This is a genomic window from Hyphomonas jannaschiana VP2 (assembly GCF_000685215.1).
Lineage (GTDB): Bacteria > Pseudomonadota > Alphaproteobacteria > Caulobacterales > Hyphomonadaceae > Hyphomonas > Hyphomonas jannaschiana.
The window spans coordinates 25,138-43,093 of record NZ_ARYJ01000005.1 but is presented as its reverse complement, the minus strand read 5'-3'; the positions used below and the strand labels follow the sequence as shown (position 1 = coordinate 43,093).

Sequence of the window (17,956 nt, the reverse complement as noted above, 5' to 3'; positions counted from 1 at the left end):
TGGAGGGTGTGGGATAGACGCCAACCTCTCCGACACGGGGCTTACGAGTCTCGATGGCAGGTTTCGATTCCTGAAAGCGGTGGACGATACCTAAGGTGATAGTGGGCGGGCGCCGGGTATTAGTTTGTGAAGCACTTCTGAGTAGCTATGTGAGTCAATCTGGTCTTCGAACTTCATAGATACGGGGCGGACGGAATAGTCGGGCCCATTTATCATTAGTTCACGAAGCGGAAGCCAGCCTGCCTCTTGTAGATTCCCAATTAACGCGCGGCGCAAACAGTTCGTAACTATGTCGACCAGCTCAAGGCCGGGGAGTGGGTCACTCGAAAAGTCGAAGTGCTCCCCGAATACTTTCTGTAGATCTACTCCGACCGGACGTCCGTCTAATCGTGGTGGCACGGTATTCAGAAGGTATCCAGGAGTTTCGTATATAAAAAACCGTTCGAAATGTTGGTAGTTTCCATCGCTGTTCAGGGATTTTGGCTGCCTGATCGACATGGCTTGAAGCCAAACGATCAGTGTGTTGGACCACCAATCCTCCCAGTCAGTAATAGACTTCTGCTTTGCGTCTACCATCCAATGAAAACCAGCAAGCTCTTTTGGATTTCTTTGACAGTGAAAGCCGATCATCTCCTCCATCGCTCGGTGAAGCAGATCCACCGTGACCATCATTTGGACGTATAACGGTTTAGAGAAACTCGCCATCCGTTCTTGGAGGTTCTTCAAATTCTCCCGAAGTTCCTGCGTGTGACCATCGGCCAGATTCCGTTCAAGAGCAGCAATACCTTTGGTTCTGTGCAGCTCTATGTCATCGGGCGTATGATTGGATAGATCGATCATTGAACCGCAAAAGAGCGCTTGATTGCGTCTCAATAAGTCAATGACCTGAGCAAACTGGCTTTCGTCGAGCAAACTGCCTTTTACTTCATTGTTGCGTTTTGGCAGATGCTCTCGAAGCTTGGCGTATTTTCGAAATAGTTTCGGGAGACAGTAACTGGGCAGAACAAGTGCTCCCAAGGTTGAAACGGAGGGTGTCTCACTGTCGATCCCACTAAACGACCCGGACTCATCTATGAAGATGTGCATTTGCGTTTTGGTCCCTCACCGGTGCCGCCAGCCAGCATTTTTCGAACACTCTTTTCCAGCGACTTGAAGTAGATAAGAAGTGTGTTGTTGATTGGGCGTTGTCAGCATATCCACCCTTCCAATTCCCCCCGAAATGAGCCATAAGCCGCCGCTTGAGGTGGGCCTTTCGGACCTTGACCCTGCTGGACGACATCCCGGCTGTGGCCAATGACCCCGGAAACCACCGAAAAACCCCGCCAAATCAGGCGTTTATGTGAACCCCGCCGCAAGGCGACAGTACGAAAGATATTCGATGTCGATTACCGCTGAGAAAAAAGCAGAGCTGATCACGAAATTCGCCACCAAACCGGGCGATACGGGCTCTCCGGAAGTGCAGGTCGCGATCCTGACCGAACGGATCAACAATCTGACCGAGCACTTCAAGTCCAACAAGAAGGACAACCACTCCCGCCGCGGCCTGCTGGCCATGGTGGCAACGCGCAGAAAGCTGCTTGACTACGTCAAGGGCAAGGATGAGGCGCGCTACAGCAAACTCATCGCAGAACTGGGCATCCGCCGCTAGGGCGACCCAAAACAAGCCCGCCGGGCAATAGGGCCGCGGCGGGCTTTTCGTATGTGAAGAAAGACAAGACGAAATGTTTAACAAGCAATCCGTGTCGCTGGAATGGGCCGGCCGCACGCTGACGATTGAAACGGGCCAGGTGGCCCGCCAGGCCGATGGCGCCGTTATGGTGACGTATGGCGACACGGTCCTCCTCGCGACGGCCGTTTTTGCGAAGGAAGCCAAGCCCGGACAGGACTTCTTCCCGCTGACGGTCAACTATCAGGAAAAATACTACGCTTCGGGCCGCATCCCGGGTGGCTACTTCAAGCGTGAAGGCCGTCCGACCGAGAAAGAGACGCTGACCTCGCGCCTCATCGACCGCCCGATCCGCCCGCTGTTCGTGTCCGGCTTCAAGCATGAAGTCCAGGTCGTGCTGACGGCTGTGTCCTACGATCTCGAAAACGACCCGGACATTCTCGGCATGATCGGCGCCTCCGCGGCGCTGGTGCTGTCGGGTGCCCCGTTCATGGGCCCGATCGGCGCAGCCCGCGTCGGCTACAAGGATGGCGAATACCTCATCAACCCGACCCAGATGGAGCTTGAAGAGTCCGAACTGGACCTCGTCGTCGCCGGCACCGCCGACGCCGTGATGATGGTGGAATCTCAGGCCAAGGAACTTTCCGAGGACGTGATGCTGGGCGCCGTTGTCGCCGGCCATGACGCCATGCAGCCGGTGATCGATGCGATCATCGAGCTCGCCGAGAAAGCCGCCAAGGCGCCGTTCGACTTCGAGCCGGTGGACAATTCCGCCGCCGTCGCCGCGATCCAGGGCATTGTCGGCGGAGACCTCTCCGCTGCCTACAAGATCACCGAGAAGCTGGCCCGTCAGGCCGCTGTGGCTGAAGCCCGCGACAAGGCGAAAGCCGCGCTGGTGGGTACCGAAGAAGCGCCGGGCGAAATGTCGGCCGAGACCTTCAAGGCCGCCTTCAAGGAAACCGAGGCCGCTGTGGTCCGCGGGGACATCCTGAAGACCGGTGAGCGCATCGACGGCCGGAAACTGGACCAGGTTCGCCCGATCGTGGCCGAAGCCGGCTTCCTGCCGCGTACGCACGGTTCCTCGCTGTTCACCCGTGGTGAAACGCAGGCGATCTGTGTGGCGACGCTCGGGACGTCCGACGACGAACAATATATCGACAGCCTGGACGGCACCCGGAAGGAAAACTTCCTGCTGCACTACAACTTCCCGCCTTACTCCGTCGGTGAGACCGGCCGGATGGGTGGGGCTGGCCGCCGCGAAATCGGCCACGGCAAGCTCGCATGGCGCGCGCTGAAAGCCGTCCTGCCGGATCACGCGGAATTCCCGTACACGATCCGTCTCGTCTCCGAGATCACCGAGTCCAACGGCTCGTCCTCGATGGCGACGGTCTGCGGCTGCTCGCTGGCCATGATGGATGCCGGCGTGCCGGTGAAGCGTCCGGTCTCCGGCATCGCCATGGGCCTGATCCTGGAAGGCGAAGAGTTCGCCGTCCTCTCCGACATCCTGGGTGACGAAGACCACCTCGGCGACATGGACTTCAAGGTCGCTGGCACCGAAGTCGGCGTGACCTCGCTCCAGATGGACATCAAGGTTGCCGGCATCACCAAGGACATCATGGAGAAAGCCCTCGCCCAGGCGAATGGCGGCCGCATGCACATCCTCGGCAAGATGGCGGAAGCGCTCGGCGAAAGCCGCGGCCAGCTCTCCGACAATGCCCCGCAGATGGAAATCATCAAGGTGCCGACCGACAAGATCCGCGACGTGATCGGGTCTGGCGGCAAGGTGATCCGCGGTATCGTGGACGAGTCCGGTGCCAAGGTGAACATCGACGACGATGGCACCGTGCAGGTCTCCGCACTTGACCGCGCCTCCATCGACAAGGCCCTGCAGATGATCAAGGAGATCGTTGCAGAGCCGGAAGTCGGCGAGATCTATCAGGGTACGGTTGTTGGCCTGAAAGACTTCGGCGCCTTCGTGAACTTCTTCGGACCGAAGGACGGCCTCGTCCACGTCTCGCAGATGGCAAACGAGCGCGTTGGCCATCCGAAAGACGTGGTCAAGGAAGGCGACAAGGTCTGGGTCAAGCTGCTCGGCTTCGACGATCGCGGCAAAGTCCGCCTGTCAATGAAAGTCGTCGATCAGGAGACCGGCAAGGAAATCTCCGAAGACAAGGGCGGCGAAGAGGAATAATCCTCGCCCCTCAATGGACTTCAGAAGGCCGCCCCGAAACGGGCGGCCTTTTTATTGCCCAGATGTTTTCCGGAACCCGGCCGCATTTCGCGCGTCAATTCGTTCAGCAACAAGAACTGACGAGCCGTAACCATGCCTGCCTGCAACACTCATGAAGCCTCCCGTATTGTCTTTGCGCCTGAAGACACCCTCTATGGCGCGATGACGGACCTTGATCGGGTCCGGACCTGGCTGTTGCCGGAGGGCGAGCAGATCTGCATCGAAACCTTCGATCTGCGCCCCGGTGGCCGCTTCCGTGTCAGTTTCGGCTCTTCAGGCGAATGTCCGGTTCAGGCCATCAATGGCCGGTTTGTCGATATTGTCCGTGACCAGCAGATCGTTCAGATCGTGGAACTGGACTCCCCTGTGCGTGGCTTTGCCGGTGCGATACGCATCATCTGGAGCCTGGAAGACGTGCCCGAAGGCACCTGCCTGCGTCTTGTCGCGCGCGACACACCGCCCGGCCTCGATGCCGAATGGCTGACCCGTCAGTTCGAAGCCACACTCGACCGGCTCGCCCTTCTGGTGGAGCGTATGCCCAGCGCCAGCATCATCTATTCTGAAGCCGGTGCGCAGCCTTGCTAAGCGTCTGCGTCTGACAGCGCCTGCTTCACTGCGGCAATCGTCCGCGCCACATCTTCCTCATTTGTCCGCCAGCTGACGACGCTGATGCGCATGGCGCGTTGGCCGTTCCAAATGGTGGGGGAGAAGAAGGCTTCGCCGCTGGCATTCACGCGTGCGATGACCTCGTCGGTGAAGGCGTCATTTTCTTCCTTGCTGGCAGCGTCCCGCTCAAAGCGGACGAGGCCCTGGTTCAGCACCGGGTCGTTCAGCGGCCGCGCGCCGGGCAAGGCGCCGATGCCGGAAACCAGCGCGCGGCAATGATCGCAGCACCGGTCGATCATGTCGGCTACGCCCTGACGCCCCAGTTCCTGCAGGGCCGCATAGACCGGGATGGCCCGGGCGCGGCGGGAGAGTTCAAGGTTCCAGTCATTCGGGTCGCGTGCCTCCCGGCTGGGCGAGAGGTAGGCGGCGCCGAGCGCCATGGCCGCGCGGTGGGCCTCCGCGTCGCGCACGAAGGCGATGCCGCAATCATAAGGCACGTTCAGCCATTTGTGTCCGTCGGTCGCCCAACTGTCGGCGAGGTCAATTCCTTCGGTCAGTGGGCGCAGCCGCTCGCTCACCCGGGCGAACAGGCCGAACGCCCCATCGACATGCACCCAGGCGCCCGCGGCCTGCGCCACCGGAATCAGCTTCGCGAAATCGTCAAACGTGCCGACATTCAGGTCCGCTGCATTGAGGCAGAGAATGATCGGCCCGTCATAATGGGAGAGCTTGCGCTCCAGATCGTCCAGCAGCATGTCGCCCATCGGGCCGGTGTCGACGTCCACAATGTTCGACTGGCCGATGCCCAGATAGCGCGCAGCCGAATCGATGGAGCCATGTCGGTTGCGGCTGGTCAGCACGCGGATTGCGGGCGCGCCGAACAGGCCGTCTTCTTCTGCATTCCAGCCGGCATTGGCAAGCACGCGGTGACGCGCCGCGGCGAGCGCCGTGACATGTGCCATCTGGCATCCCGTCGTGAAGGCGAAGGAGGCCTCGCGCGGCAGGTCGAACAGGTCTTTCAGCCATTCGCCGGTGACCTCCTCGATCATGGCGGCGGCCGGGGCGACGGAGAACAGGCCGACATTCTGGTCCCAGGCAGAGACCAGCCAGTCCGCTGCCGTGGCGGAGGGGAGGGACCCGGCCATGACCCAGGCGAAGAAGCGTCCGCTGGCATTGGCATTGAGGCCCGGCGTCGCCTTTGCAGCCAGATCGTCGATGATCGCGGCGGCGTCGCGGCCGGTTTCAGGGAGCGGCGCCTCAAAGGCTGCGCGCAGCTCTGCCGCGCTTGCCTGCGCTCCGGCGGGGCAGGTGGAGAGAGCGTCCAGCCATTGCCGGGCGTGGAACCGGGCACGGTCGAGCGGGTCAGTCATGTCATCACTCCTTGCCCCGCTGTCTTACGCCCGTGGCCGGGCAGGGCCAGCCGGAAAATGTCGCGCCCTGCGCAGGTCTGCGGCGGTTTCCCCGTTGAAGCGCAAGGGTAATTGCCGCAAAAGCCAGTGCATGACCAAGCGCAAAGCCTTCCTCATCGCGATGTCCGGCGGGTCCGGATCCGGCAAGTCCACCCTGGCCGAGGCGCTGCTCGACCATTTGCCGGACGGCCAGGCCGTGATGTTCGGGGAGGATGCCTATTATCACCCGATGAGCTTCTACGGCGACCCGGCCAATGAGGAAGAGCGGAACGCCCTGATCGCGACGATCAACTATGATGCCCCGGCCTCCAAAGAGGTGGACCATCTGGTGAAAGACCTGCGCGCATTGAAATCGGGGCAGGGGATCGACCAGCCGATCTATGACTATGACCGGCATGACCGCAGCACCAGGACGCGCCGGATCGAGCCGGCGCCGGTGCTCATCCTGGAAGGCATCCATGCGCTCTCCATGCCCAAGATCCGGTCGCTGATCGACCTGTCAGTCTATGTCGACACGCCGGACGATTTGCGCCTGGCGCGCCGGATCCGGCGGGACGTGGTGGAGCGCGGGCGCGACGTGGAAAGCGTGCTGCAGCAATATCTCGGCACCGTGCGCGCGGCGCATTACCGCTGGACCCATCCGGCGAAGTTCGAGGCAGACCTCGTGATCGCCGATGAGGGCCTGCCGGCCTATGGCAATGTACGGCCAACGGGCGAAGCGCTGGAGCGGATGCTGGCGCCTGTGCTGGCCCGCCTGCAGACGGCGGGCGTGATCTGACGCGTTCGGGGCGTCTGTTCCCGTAACTATTCTGTTCATGTTCGGCGCGGTAGACTGTGCAGGCCATGAAGATGCGCGCGCTGTTTCGTTTGTCCGGTTTCCTGTTTGCGGCCCTGCCTGCGGCGGCCTGCAATATGGATGTGCACCATCGCGGCGTGACCGTGGCCGACTATGTCGAGACCGTGCAACCCTGCCTGCGGCGCTGGCCGGCCGGCTTCACCGCCGATCCGGCGATGGAGGCCGATTTCCTTGTCCGGGTGAATGAGGAGCGCACGTCGCGCGGCCTGAAGCCGTTGCGCTACCGGCCGGAATTGCTGGATGCGGCGCGGTTCCAGAGTCTCGACATGGCCTACAATAAATTCTTCGGCCATGAGAGCCCGGACGGGCGCCACCATTTCGAGCGCGTCGCCGCTTTCGACCGCAGCGCGCTGGTCGAGTACAGCGCCGAAAATGTTGCCATGGTGGAGGTGATCGGTGGACGGTGGAACCTGAACCGCAATGCCGTTGAGCGCCTGCACGGCAATCTGATGGACAGTCCCGGCCACCGCGCCAATATTCTCAATCCGGACATTACCGATGTCGCGATGGGCGTTGTGCGGACGGAGTCTGGCGTGTGGGTGACGCAGGTCTTTGTGGAGCTGTCCGGTTCGCTGCCGGCGCCGCTGCCGGTGCGCATGCAGCCGGGCCAGCGCCTGAACATGACGCCGACCTTGAGCGGGTGGAGCTTCCAGCATTTCGACGCCAAGCTTCCCGACAATCGCTACACGGTCATCAACGGCGCCATCCCGAAAGCGCTGTCGGGCGATATAGAGCTGACGGCCTATGGTAAGACGCGCGGCGAGAAGCCGGGCATGTACTACATCATCCGCCTGCCGGGCCCGGCCGTGACAGTGGGGCGTTAGGCGTCAGAGAAACCCGGCGATTTCATCCAGCGGCTTTTTGATCAGGGCGTGTTTCGGCACCATTGCCTCTTTTGCCGGGTGGCCCGCGACGAGGATGAGAAAAGGCTTCTCCGTCTCCGGACGGCCGCAGATGCCGTTCAGGAACTTCATCGGGTTCGGTGTGTGGACCAGCGTGGCAAGGCCGGCCTCATGGCAGGCCGCGATCAGGAGACCCGTCGCAATGCCGACGCTTTCGTGGATGTAGTAGTTTTTCCGGTCTTCGCCTTCACGTAAGCCGCCGCGGCGCTGGGCGAAGATACAGATCAGCCAGGGCGCGGTTTCCATATAGGGCTTGTCTGCATCGGTCCCGATCGGGGCGAGGGCATCCAGCCACTCTTCGCCCGCACGGCCGGCATAGAATTCGCGCTCCTCGACCTCGGCCGCTTCGCGGATCTCGCGCTTCTTGTCTGCGCTGCCGACGCAGGCGAAATACCAGGGCTGATGGTTCGCGCCGGACGGGGCGGAGCCGGCGGTGCGCACGCAGGCCTCGATGATCTCGCGGGGGACAGGCTTGTCAGAGAACTGACGGACAGAGCGGCGGCGCGCCATCCGGTCATGGAAGGCGAGGGCGCGGGCCAGCATCTGGTCTTCAGGAACGTCGGCATAGCCGGTCAGGGGCACATGGGTCTCTGGCGAGGTTTTCATGCCTCACCGATACCATGCACACCTGACCGGGCAACATCACTTACCGGTTATCGAATTCCGCCCGGACGAGCTCCAGCCCGCGCCGCGTAATGCGGTAGGGCTTGCCGCCCTGCGAGGCGATGGCGCGTTTGCGCTTCAGCTTGCGGAAGAGGCGGAGGCTCAGGCCCGGATAGCGCCAGCCATCGCGGGTGAAGCAATGCAGTTCTTCCGGCTTGTTGTGCTCGTTGCGGATGATGTCGATATGCCCGCCCTGTGCGAGCAGGTGGAGGATGCGCTGTTCTGCGCGTGAGATGTCCATTTTGTTGGTGGTCCGAAGTCGGGCGCCGCACTCCGGAGATATGACGGCGCGCAAAAACGTTCACTGGCATCAAGTGCCAGCGGCATCGTTCTCGCCGGCCTGCCTGACGCTGACCCTCAGCGCCTCAAACGGCAGGCCCCTTACCGGGACTCAGACATGGAATTGGACATAAACACTCCGTTGAGCCGCTTATCTGGGGAAGCGGCTCACACGGGTCAAGTCTTCTGAGAGGGGATTATTCCTCCGGAAGCTCCGGCACGCCGACGGCGTGGAAGCCGGCATCGACGTGGATCACTTCGCCCGCGATGGAGTGGCCGAGGTCTGACAGGAGGTAGAGCGCGCAGCCGGCGACGCCGGACATGCGTGTGTCTTCCTTGAGGAGGGACCAGTCGCGGCCCGTGCCCATCAGGCTCTTGCCGCCGCGAATACCGGCCAGCGACAGCGTGCGCATGGCGCCGGCGCTGATCGCGTTGACGCGGATGCCCTGCGTGCCGAGGTCGCGTGCCGCATAGCGGGTGGAGGCTTCGAGGGCGGCCTTGGCGACGCCCATCACGTTGTAGGACGGTACGGTGCGTTCGGCGCCGAGATAGGTCATGCAGATCATCGCGCCGCCATCCGGCATGATCTCTGCGGCGCGGCGGGCGCTGTCGATGAAGGAATAGACGGAGATGTCCATCGCGCGGCGGAAGCCTTCGCGGGATGTGTTCTCGACCATGGAGCCGACCAGTTCATCCTTGCCGGCAAAGGCGATGGAGTGGACGAGGAAATCGATCTTGCCCCATTTCTCCTTCACGGAGGCGAAGGCGGCATCCATCGAGGCATCGTCGGTCACGTCGGCCGGGATCATGAAGTCCATGCCGATGGATTCGACCAGCGGCCGCACGCGGCGTTCCAGATTCTCGCCCTGATAAGTGAACGCAATCTCGGCGCCCTGGGCGGCCAGCTGCTGGGCGATGCCCCAGGCGATGGAGTTCTGGTTGGCAACACCCATCACGATGCCGCGCTTGCCCTTCATCAGGGTGCCTTCGGGCGGGGTCCAGTCATCAGCCATGGCGCGAATCCTTCCTGCTTGTTCTTGAAGAAAACGGCTAGGGGGGCGGCTGGCCCCCGTCAAGCACGCTGGATCAGGCCGGCTGGTCCATGTTCTTCAGGCCGACGCGCATGTCGGTGGCCGTGTAGACATGCTCGCCGTCGACATAGACGCGGCCGTCGGCAATGCCGAGGACGAGCTTGCCGCGGCGCACGCGCTTCATGTCGATCTCGTAGCGAACCAGCTTCTTGTCCGGCGTGATCTCGCCGGTGAAGCGGACGTCGCCCACGCCGAGGGCGCGGCCCTTGCCGGGGCTGCCCGACCAGCCGAGCCAGTAGCCGACGATCTGCCACATCGCATCGAGGCCAAGGCAGCCCGGCATGACGGGGTCGCCCGGGAAGTGGCATTCGAAGAACCAGAGGTCCGGCGTGATGTCGAGTTCAGCAACGACATGGCCCTTGCCGAACTGGCCGCCATCCATGGTGATCTCGGTAATCCGGTCCATCATCAGCATCGGCGGGGCCGGAAGCTGGGCGTTGCCGGGACCAAAATAGCCGCCCTTGCCGGATTCGAGCAGGTCTTCCTTGGAATAGGAGGATTGGGGCTTGTGAAAGTCGTGCGGTCCGGACATGCGTAGTTTTCCTTAGCGTCAGTAACCGGTCCTGAAGGCACCGGACCGCCCGGAATGTCAACTCATGAGGCGCTGTTTTGGGTCAGAGACCGGCTTCGCCCGTGTCGGCGCCCCACAGGGAAGGCTGGGGCGCATAGCCCCGGTAATCCTGTGCCTGGACCCGGCACCAGCCGCGCGAACAGGCGCCGAGATCGACCAGCACGCCGCGGCCAAGGTCGGCCACGGGCTCAGCGCCTTCCATCGGGTCCTGGCGCAGCACGGTCGGCGTCTGGACATAGGCCTTGTGGCCTTCTTCCAGCATCCGGGCATGGACCCAGACCTCCGTGCCGGAGGGGTCGCGCACGCGCCGCCAGTTCTCGCTTTCCTTGATCACCAGCAGGGGCAGGCCCTTGCGCTGGTATTCCCACAGCACGGGGTGGTCCTTGGACGGGCCGGCACGGCCGTTGACCATGGCAAATTTCAGCGTTTCGAAACGGGGGACCGGTTTGCCCGAGAATCGCGACACGCGCACCAGCTCCGGTGCCTGCGCCATGGCGGTGCCGCCAATCAGCAAGACGGCCGAGATCAGGATGGGTGCCCACTTCATGTGCAACGGTTTCCAATGCGAAATCTGCGACAAGATTCCACGCTCTGGTGAATTAGCCGTAAAATCTTCGCCATTGGCGTTCCGGCAGGGCTTTGCTAAGGCCTCCGCAGAGTCGATTATAAAAGATACAAAGGGTGCTCATGCCGACCAGGAAGCTGAAGATCGTCGTCACCCGCAAACTGCCTGCTGCGGTGGAATTGCGGATGAAGGAATTGTTCGACGCCCGCCTCAATGAGGACGATCACCCCTTCACGCAGGAAGAACTGGCCGAGGCGATGCAGACCGCCGACGTGCTGGTGCCCACCGTGACAGACCATATCGATGGCCGTCTGCTGGCCCGTGCGGGTGACCAGCTGCGCCTCATCGCCCAGTTCGGCGCGGGGGTGGACAATATCGACGTGCAGAGCGCCGTTCAGCGCGGCATCACCGTCACCAACACGCCGGGCGTGCTGACCGATGACACGGCAGATGTCGCCATGGCGCTGATCCTGGCCGTGCCGCGCCGCCTGCATGAAGGCGCGCAGATCATGGATGGCGGCGGCTTCGATGGCTGGACGCCGACCTGGATGCTCGGCCGGCGTCTGGCAGGCAAGCGCCTCGGAATCATCGGCATGGGCCGCATCGGCCAGGCCGTGGCCCGCCGGGCCCGCTCCTTCGGCCTGCAGATCCACTATCACAACCGCAAGCCGGTCGGCGCGCGGATCGAGGAACAGCTGGAAGCGACCTATTGGGACAGCCTCGACCAGATGCTGGCCCGGATGGACATCGTGTCCATCAACTGCCCGCACACACCGGCCACGTTCCACCTGATGAATGCCCGCCGCCTGGAGCTGATGAAGCCGGAAGCCTTCATCGTGAACACGGCCCGCGGCGAGGTGATCGACGAAGCGGCGCTCGCCCGCGCCATCAAGGCCGGCAAGCTCGCCGGGGCAGGGCTCGACGTGTTCGAACGCGAACCGGCGGTGAATGAAGAGCTGATCGGCCTGCCGAACGTGCTGCTGCTGCCGCACATGGGCTCGGCCACGATCGAGGGCCGTACCGAAATGGGCGAAAAGGTCATCATCAACATCAAGACCTTCGCCGACGGCCACCGCCCGCCAGACCGCGTCATCCCTGCGATCCTGTAGCGGTAATAGTCGGGGGGCTGATCAGTCCAGCGCGCCGATATAGGGCAGGCCGCGGTATTTGCCGGCATCGTCCATGCCGTAGCCGACGAGGTAGCGGCCCGGCGAATCGAAGGCGCAGAAATCGACGCCTTTTTCGCCGCGCGGGGCCCACGGCTTTTGCGTCAGCGTGCAGGTGATGACTTCCTTCGCGCCTTTGGCGAGCAGATGATGCTTGGCGAAATCCAGCGTGCGGCCGGTATCGAACACATCGTCCAGCAACAGCACGCCGCGATCCTTCACCTGCCGCGACAGGTCTGCCCGCACGACCACGCGGCCGGAGCTTTCGCGGGCATCGCGATAGCTCTCCAGCCAGATCACATCCAGCATTGGGTGGACGCCGCGCCGGGCAAGCGCCTTCATCAGGTCAGACGTGAAGGGCGTCGCGCCGATCAGGATGGAGACGACCGTCCAGTCGCCGGTCAGCCGCGGGGCCAGCCGGTCGGCCAGCTCATCGATCCGGGCCATCAGCTGGTCTTCCGGCACGATGACTTCGATCTTCTGGTCTTGGCTCATTCGGTGTCTTCCCCGGCGGGTATTTCGTCTGCCGCTTCAGGCAGGGCGGCGTCTGCTGCCGGGGCAGGGGCTGCCAGCGCATCCGGCGGGGCGTCACCCCGGTCGACGAGGGACAGTTCCACCTGGAAACTTTCCATCGGCGCCTGTTCCAGCACGACCTGGAAACTGCCCTCGCTGCCTGCGGCCAGCTGCGCAGGCTGGATGGCGCCAAAGCGGGTGGCGACGGTACGGCCGCGCTCGTCTTTCAGGTCGACCTTCACCAGCGGCGTATCGACGGTGGAGCGGGCCACATTGACGGCTCGTCCGGAGACGGTCACGACCGGAATCGTGTCGTTAAAGGTCCGCGAGCGCTCAATATCAGCGAATTCGATGCCGAACCGGTTCACCGTGAAGCCGGCCATCTTGTAGGCGGCAGCCGCGCGCGGGAACACTTTCACCACATCATTGCGGAACATGATGGCCGCGACGCCGAGGGCAAAGAACAGGACAGCCGTGCCGATCCAGGAGAGGAGGGCGACGGTCCGGCTCTTGCGGCGGCGCTGTTCGCGCACCCGTTCGCGATATATTTCATGGGCGGCTGCCGGGTTCGCCCGGGCCGGGTCCATCTCCAGCCCCGGCGGGGCAACGAACCATGAATGCCCGCAGGCCGCGCACTTCACAGTGCGGCCGCTTTCACCGATTGTTGAGTCATCGGCGAAATACTGTGTCTCACAATTCGGGCAGGTGAGGATCATGCCTTGGTCTTTCCCGCAATTCGCCCCAATAATCCAGCCATCCGAGCCAATCGATGGAGCCGATGACCCTTTCGAGACTCGACCCTTTTGACGATATTGCTGTGCGTCTGGATAACGTGTCGTTACGCTACGACACTTCGGATGACGTTCTTAGCGGTATTGATCTCAGCCTGAAACAGGGATCTTTCACCTTCCTGACAGGAGCATCCGGCGCCGGGAAATCCAGTCTTCTCAAGCTGTTATACCTAGCGTTGAAGCCGACACGCGGGGAGGTCTCGCTGTTTGGCCGCCCGACCGGGCGCCTGGCCCGGGACCAGCTGTCGGCGATGCGCCGCCGGGTCGGCGTCGTTTTCCAGGAATTCCGCCTGCTGGAGCATCTCTCCGCCTATGAGAATGTCGCCCTGCCGCTGCGCGTGGTTGGCCGCAAGGATTCGGATTATCGGGGCGATGTGGAAGAGCTGCTCGCCTGGGTCGGCCTTGGCAAGCGGTTGCACGCAAAACCGCCGACCCTGTCGGGCGGGGAACAGCAGCGGGTGGCCATCGCCCGGGCGGTCGTCACCCAACCAGACATCCTGATTGCCGACGAGCCGACCGGGAACGTCGACCCGGAAATGGGCTCGCGCCTGATGCGCCTCTTCCTGGAGCTGAACAAGCGCCGCGGCACGACGGTGATCATCGCAACGCACGATCTGGGGCTCGTCCGGCAGGTGGAGGCGCCGGTGTACCGGCTGAACAATGGCCTTCTGGTGCGCGATGTCGAATTCGGCGAGGACTCCGCCGGGCGCCGGCGGACAGACCCGGCAAAGGCGGCAGACTGATGGCTCGTGAAACGCCCCTCCTGCCGGTCGAAGACGCGCGCGAAGCGGCGCTGTTCTTCGTTGTGGCCGCGCTCTGCTTCCTGGCCGCGCTGGCGGCCCTCTCGGCCAAGTCCACCTATGGCGCCGCCCGGGCCTGGACGGCGGAAGTGGAGGGCGAATTGACCGTCACGCTTCAGGATGTCGACCGGCGCGCGGCGGAGGACGCCCGCAAGCTGATCGAGAAGACGGACGGCGTGACCTCGGCGCACCTCTTGTCGAAGGAAGAGATCGACGAGCTGCTGGAGCCCAATTTCGGCAATCGCGGCCTTCCGGACAGCCTGCCCCTGCCGCAGCTGGTCGCTGTGACGGCGGATCCGGGCGTGGCCGACATGGGACCGGCCCTGCAGCGCGTGCTGACCGAGGCGGGCTATGACAGCGCCGTGGACGAGCATGCCGACTGGGCCGGCGATGTGCGCCGTGTGCTGGCGATTACCCGCCTTATCGCCCTGACGGCTGTGGCCTTGCTGGCCTCCACCGCCGTCGCCGTGATTGCCTTTGCAACTCATGCCGCGCTGCTGGCGCGGCGGGATATTGTCGATGTGCTGCACCTGTCCGGTGCGCGCGACCGGTTCATTGCCAGCCTGTTCGAGCGGCGCTTCTGGGTCCTCGGCCTCAGGGCAGGGGCAGTGGGCGCCTTGCTGGCGCTCGGCGCTGCGGCGGCGGCAATTTTTGCAGCCAAGGCGCATGGCGGGCATGCGGGCCTCCTGCCGGAACTCAGCCTCGACTATCTGGACCTCGTCGTCCTCGTCCTGACCCCGGTGATTGCCGGCCTGGCCGCGCGCATCGCGGCGCGGGTCACGGTGATCCGCGCGCTCAAGAGCATGATGTGAGCAGAGGCAGCCACCCCCGGCGAAGCGCGGCCCGGTTCGGCACGATGCTGGTCGTGTTCGTGCTGGGCTTGTTGGCCATCGACTTTCTTCTGTTTGCCCAGCGTGCGGCAAACATGAAGCCGGACCCGGCCGTGAAGGGCGATGCCATCGTGGCCCTGACAGGCGGTTCCGGCCTGCGCATTGCCGAAGGCGTGAAGCTCGTCTCGCAGGGCAGGGGCGGACACCTCCTGATCTCGGGTGTCCATCCGGATGTGACGATGGAAGAGCTGATCGAACTGGCGGGTGGTGACCCGGATGTCTGGGCCTGCTGTGTCACGATTGGCCACGCGGCGGAGACGACGCTGGGCAATGCCGACGAGACCGCCGCCTGGGCCTATGAGAACGGATACCATGACCTGATCGTGGTCACGTCGGACTATCACATGGCGCGCAGTGTGCTGGTCCTGCAGGACGCGATGCCAGATCTGACGCTGGAGCCGTGGCCCGTGCGCACGGTGATCGACCCCTCGCATCTCTTCACCGATTACAGGTCTCTGAAGGGCGTCTTCCTCGAATGGGCGAAGTGGCGGGTAACGACGCTGGAATGATCGCGCGCGATTGGCTAAGCCAGCGGTCATGCGAGTTTTCACTTCTCTCCTGTTCGTGGTCTGGCTGTATCTCTGGATGGCCATCCTCGGCATCATCTTCCTGCCAGCCCTCCTTCTGCCGCGCTGGGCGACGATCTTCGGCATCCGCACCTATGCGCGCGTCATTCGCCTTGGCCTGCGCCTGATCTGCGGGATCAGCACGGAGATCCGCGGACGTGAACACATGCCGGAAGGCCCTGTGATCTATGCGGGCAAGCACCAGTGCATGTATGACGTCTTCATACCCTTCCTCGTGATGCGCGACCCCGCCATCATCATGAAGAAGGAACTGCTCTGGTATCCCTTCCTCGGCTGGTATGCGCTAAAAGCGGCCATGATCCCGATTGACCGGGCGGGCACGACGAAAACGCTGAAGGCCATGGTGGGCGAAGCGAAGAAGCGGGCCGAGAATTACCGCCAGATCGTGATCTTCCCGGAAGGCACCCGCAAGGCGCCGGGCGCGCCGCCGGAATATCATGCCGCCGGGATCTCTGCGCTGGCCAAGGCGATTGAAGCGCCGATCGTGCCGGTGGCAACCAATGCCGGTCTCTGCTGGCCGGGCCGGGGCTTCATGCGGCGGCCGGGCAAGATCGTCTACCAGATCCTGCCGCCAATACCGGGTGGCCTTCCGCGCAAGGACATGATGGCAAGACTGCAGGGCGAACTGGAACCGGCGACCGATGCGCTGGTGAAGGAAGGCCTCGCCGTTCAGGGCCGCGAATTGCCGGCCGCATAAAGGAATTCCGAAGATGGCATCTGCCTCCACACCGAAGAAACGGTCGCGCCTCGGCCTGTTCCTGCCTTTTGTCCTGCTCCTGCTGGCCATCGGTGGCTGGTCGGCCTGGTGGCACCTGGCAAGCAGCCGGATCGATCAGGCTGTCGACGAATGGATCGCCGACCAGGAGGCCAGGGGCGCCGCGTTCACCTATGCCAGCCGGGAAATGGGCGGATACCCGTTCCGCTTCGAACTGACGTTCGATACGCCCGCTTATTCCGGCGCGCCGGGGGAGGCGTCCTGGGAAGGCGACAAGGTCCAGTTCGCGATGCAGGCCTGGAACCTCACTCACATGATCGGCCGCATGCCGGGCCATCATGTCATCACGGGTGCGGATGGCATCCGCAACAGCATCGATTTCGACGGCAAGGCCGCCTTCAGCCTGTCCTGGAACAAGGCAGGGCTGAACCGGCTCGGCTTCCAGTCGGGCGAGGCACAGGCGCTGCTGGGCGGGCAGCTTTATGACCTGACCAATCTGTCGATGAATTTTGCCCCGCGCCCGGAAAGCCCGGATGATCTCATGGTGGCAATCCAGTGGGAGAAGCTCTCCCTCGATGCCGCGCCTGCCGCTGCGCCTTATCTGGGTACGGAGCTTGGGCCATCCCGCCTGATCGGGGAAGTGCGCGGCTTCTTCCCGGCCTATGAAGCGGCAGGGCGCCAGGTGGGCGGTGTCTGGCCAGCGCTTCTGGATGATGGCGGCGAAGTGGAAGTCGCTCAGCTGCTGCTGGACTGGGGGCCGCTGGACCTTGGCGCACAGGCGAATTTGACACTGGCGAATGGCCGCTCCAACGGGGCGTTCAAGGTGCGGATCGAAAATGCCGATGACCTGAAACAGGCCATGATCGACAGCGGTCACTGGAGCCAGCAGGAGCAGATCGTCTTCGGCACGCTGGCGCCAGCCTCGCGCGATGGCGGCTTCCTGACGCTGCCGGTGATTGATGACACGGTGTTTGTCGGGCCTGTGCCGCTGGGCAAGCTGCCCGGCAACCGGTCGTGACTGCGCCATCCCGGAAAGCCATCAAGGCCGCCTGCGAGGCTTTGTCAGACATCGACCCGGCGCTCGGCCGCGCCTACGATATTGTCGGCGTCCCGGACTGGCGGACGCATGATGCGAGCTATGAATTGCTCGCGCGGACGGTGGTCTACCAGCTCGTCTCCACCCGCGCGGCAGATGCGATCTGGGGCCGGGTGACGGATTTTCTGGGAGAGGTGACGCCCGAGCGCGTCCTCACCTGCGATCAGGACGCGCTGCGCGCCTGCGGGCTCTCCCGGCCGAAACTGTCCCACATGAATACGATCGCGGCGGCGATCGCGGATGGCGCGCTGGACCTCTCCCGTGTGCAGGCGGCAGAGGTGGGCGAGGCGCGCGCCGAATTGCTGGCCGTGAAGGGGATTGGTCCGTGGACGGCGGACCTTTACCTCCTCTACGCCGCCGGGAAGATGGACGCCTTCCCGCATGGCGATGCCGCCCTGATGGAGGCGCACAGGCGGCTTGGCGGCTATGAGATGCGCATGGCAAACAAGGCGTTTACCGAACATGCAGAGCGCTGGCGCCCGCACCGGGGCGTTGCGGCGCACCTCCTCTGGGGCTGGGTGAATGCCGAGCGGGCGAAAGCCGGGATTCCGCCCGCCTGA

Annotated in this window: 21 protein-coding genes; 12 read left to right on the top strand and 9 right to left on the bottom strand. The window is 63.4% G+C overall.

Going from position 1 to position 17,956, the window contains the following annotated elements; genetic code table 11:
- Positions 1 to 90: 90 nt before the first annotated feature.
- Entirely contained in the window at positions 91 to 1,086 is a 996-nt protein-coding gene (locus tag HJA_RS08660; RefSeq protein WP_035581083.1) for a hypothetical protein, read from the bottom strand.
- A gap of 292 nt (positions 1,087 to 1,378) precedes the next feature.
- Here HJA_RS08660 and rpsO point away from each other — a divergent pair, with 292 nt between their 5' ends.
- From rpsO to HJA_RS08645, 3 genes are all read left to right on the top strand, one after another.
- Entirely contained in the window at positions 1,379 to 1,648 is a 270-nt protein-coding gene (rpsO, locus tag HJA_RS08655) for a 30S ribosomal protein S15 (RefSeq protein ID WP_035581080.1), read from the top strand.
- A 73-nt stretch (positions 1,649 to 1,721) separates the two neighbouring features.
- Entirely contained in the window at positions 1,722 to 3,857 is a 2,136-nt protein-coding gene (gene pnp / locus HJA_RS08650; protein WP_035581077.1) for a polyribonucleotide nucleotidyltransferase, read from the top strand.
- A gap of 132 nt (positions 3,858 to 3,989) precedes the next feature.
- Positions 3,990 to 4,481 carry an SRPBCC domain-containing protein gene (locus HJA_RS08645; RefSeq protein WP_035581074.1) on the top strand — a complete coding sequence of 164 codons (492 nt, stop codon included), beginning with the start codon at positions 3,990 to 3,992 and terminating at the stop codon, positions 4,479 to 4,481.
- Here HJA_RS08645 and HJA_RS08640 read toward each other — a convergent pair.
- Positions 4,478 to 5,872: a pyridoxal phosphate-dependent decarboxylase family protein gene (locus HJA_RS08640; RefSeq protein WP_035581071.1), complete on the bottom strand. Its 1,395-nt coding sequence runs from the start codon at positions 5,870 to 5,872 to the stop codon at positions 4,478 to 4,480. The two genes, HJA_RS08645 and HJA_RS08640, sit on opposite strands and share 4 nt — an antisense overlap.
- Before the next feature lie 130 nt (positions 5,873 to 6,002).
- Between HJA_RS08640 and udk the strand changes: the two genes are divergently transcribed.
- Both udk and HJA_RS08630 read left to right on the top strand, forming a co-directional pair.
- The gene (gene udk / locus HJA_RS08635; protein WP_035581068.1) at positions 6,003 to 6,689 is read left to right on the top strand and encodes a uridine kinase; all 687 of its coding nucleotides are present in this window, start codon (positions 6,003 to 6,005) and stop codon (positions 6,687 to 6,689) included.
- 71 nt (positions 6,690 to 6,760) lie between these two features.
- A complete protein-coding gene (locus HJA_RS08630; protein ID WP_162177045.1) occupies positions 6,761 to 7,591 on the top strand; it encodes a CAP domain-containing protein in 831 nt (276 codons plus the stop codon).
- Between the two features lie 3 nt (positions 7,592 to 7,594).
- On the opposite strand, the gene HJA_RS08625 is transcribed toward HJA_RS08630, so the two are convergent.
- From HJA_RS08625 to HJA_RS08605, 5 genes are all read right to left on the bottom strand, one after another.
- Entirely contained in the window at positions 7,595 to 8,275 is a 681-nt protein-coding gene (locus HJA_RS08625; protein WP_035581062.1) for a nitroreductase family protein, read from the bottom strand.
- A gap of 40 nt (positions 8,276 to 8,315) precedes the next feature.
- Positions 8,316 to 8,573 carry a YjhX family toxin gene (locus tag HJA_RS08620; RefSeq protein ID WP_035581059.1) on the bottom strand — a complete coding sequence of 86 codons (258 nt, stop codon included), beginning with the start codon at positions 8,571 to 8,573 and terminating at the stop codon, positions 8,316 to 8,318.
- A 235-nt stretch (positions 8,574 to 8,808) separates the two neighbouring features.
- Positions 8,809 to 9,624, bottom strand: a complete 816-nt coding sequence (locus HJA_RS08615) for an enoyl-ACP reductase FabI (RefSeq protein ID WP_035581056.1) — start codon at positions 9,622 to 9,624, stop codon at positions 8,809 to 8,811.
- 73 nt (positions 9,625 to 9,697) lie between these two features.
- A complete protein-coding gene (gene fabA / locus HJA_RS08610; RefSeq protein WP_035581053.1) occupies positions 9,698 to 10,234 on the bottom strand; it encodes a bifunctional 3-hydroxydecanoyl-ACP dehydratase/trans-2-decenoyl-ACP isomerase in 537 nt (178 codons plus the stop codon).
- 82 nt (positions 10,235 to 10,316) lie between these two features.
- Positions 10,317 to 10,820 (bottom strand): SH3 domain-containing protein, encoded by a 504-nt coding sequence (locus tag HJA_RS08605; protein WP_035581050.1) that lies wholly within the window; start codon positions 10,818 to 10,820, stop codon positions 10,317 to 10,319.
- Positions 10,821 to 10,960: 140 nt separating this feature from the next.
- Between HJA_RS08605 and HJA_RS08600 the strand changes: the two genes are divergently transcribed.
- Positions 10,961 to 11,947, top strand: coding sequence for a 2-hydroxyacid dehydrogenase (locus tag HJA_RS08600; RefSeq protein ID WP_035581047.1), 987 nt, complete (start codon positions 10,961 to 10,963; stop codon positions 11,945 to 11,947).
- Positions 11,948 to 11,968: 21 nt separating this feature from the next.
- On the opposite strand, the gene HJA_RS08595 is transcribed toward HJA_RS08600, so the two are convergent.
- Positions 11,969 to 12,499 (bottom strand): phosphoribosyltransferase, encoded by a 531-nt coding sequence (locus HJA_RS08595; protein ID WP_035581044.1) that lies wholly within the window; start codon positions 12,497 to 12,499, stop codon positions 11,969 to 11,971.
- Positions 12,496 to 13,233 (bottom strand): MJ0042-type zinc finger domain-containing protein, encoded by a 738-nt coding sequence (locus tag HJA_RS08590; protein ID WP_035581041.1) that lies wholly within the window; start codon positions 13,231 to 13,233, stop codon positions 12,496 to 12,498. The genes HJA_RS08595 and HJA_RS08590 overlap by 4 nt, the downstream gene beginning before the upstream one ends.
- A 62-nt stretch (positions 13,234 to 13,295) precedes the next feature.
- On the opposite strand from HJA_RS08590, the gene ftsE reads away from it, so the two are divergent.
- Genes ftsE through HJA_RS08560 form a run of 6 tightly spaced genes read left to right on the top strand, consistent with a single transcriptional unit; the run spans position 13,296 to position 17,956 of the window.
- Positions 13,296 to 14,051: a cell division ATP-binding protein FtsE gene (ftsE, locus tag HJA_RS08585; protein WP_051597573.1), complete on the top strand. Its 756-nt coding sequence runs from the start codon at positions 13,296 to 13,298 to the stop codon at positions 14,049 to 14,051.
- A complete protein-coding gene (locus HJA_RS08580) occupies positions 14,051 to 14,920 on the top strand; it encodes a cell division protein FtsX (RefSeq protein ID WP_035581037.1) in 870 nt (289 codons plus the stop codon). The genes ftsE and HJA_RS08580 overlap by 1 nt, the downstream gene beginning before the upstream one ends.
- Positions 14,917 to 15,507, top strand: coding sequence for a YdcF family protein (locus tag HJA_RS08575; RefSeq protein WP_155839906.1), 591 nt, complete (start codon positions 14,917 to 14,919; stop codon positions 15,505 to 15,507). The genes HJA_RS08580 and HJA_RS08575 overlap by 4 nt, the downstream gene beginning before the upstream one ends.
- A 28-nt stretch (positions 15,508 to 15,535) precedes the next feature.
- Positions 15,536 to 16,282 (top strand): lysophospholipid acyltransferase family protein, encoded by a 747-nt coding sequence (locus tag HJA_RS08570; RefSeq protein ID WP_035581034.1) that lies wholly within the window; start codon positions 15,536 to 15,538, stop codon positions 16,280 to 16,282.
- A gap of 13 nt (positions 16,283 to 16,295) precedes the next feature.
- On the top strand, positions 16,296 to 17,318 hold the full coding sequence (locus HJA_RS08565) for a DUF2125 domain-containing protein (protein WP_035581031.1): 1,023 nt from the start codon (positions 16,296 to 16,298) through the stop codon (positions 17,316 to 17,318).
- Positions 17,315 to 17,956 (top strand): DNA-3-methyladenine glycosylase family protein, encoded by a 642-nt coding sequence (locus tag HJA_RS08560; RefSeq protein WP_035581029.1) that lies wholly within the window; start codon positions 17,315 to 17,317, stop codon positions 17,954 to 17,956. The genes HJA_RS08565 and HJA_RS08560 overlap by 4 nt, the downstream gene beginning before the upstream one ends.